1 rRNA gene is annotated in these 238 nt (G+C 49.2%); it reads right to left on the bottom strand.

From position 1 onward, the window contains the following. Nucleotides 1–61: ribosomal RNA gene (rrf, locus tag KAJ71_RS23760) — 5S ribosomal RNA — on the bottom strand; the annotation flags it as partial. Between the last annotated feature and the right edge of the window lie 177 nt (nucleotides 62–238).

The following is a 238-nucleotide window of genomic DNA, read 5'->3' on the forward strand; positions in this document are numbered from 1 at the left end:
GGCGTTTCACTTCTGAGTTCGGCATGGGGTCAGGTGGGACCACCGCGCTATTGCCGCCAGGCAAATTCTGTTTCATTTCAACCGCTTCACTCTCGTGTCGCCATCGAAACCAATCTCGGAACTTCGCTGAAAATCTACTTCAATCTCTTCAAAACACCTTTGGTGTTGTAAGGTTAAGCCTCACGGATCATTAGTACTGGTTAGCTCAATGCATCGCTGCACTTACACACCCAGCCTA

It is taken from the genome of Serratia silvae (genome assembly GCF_023282985.1).
GTDB classification, from domain to species: domain Bacteria; phylum Pseudomonadota; class Gammaproteobacteria; order Enterobacterales; family Enterobacteriaceae; genus Chania; species Chania silvae.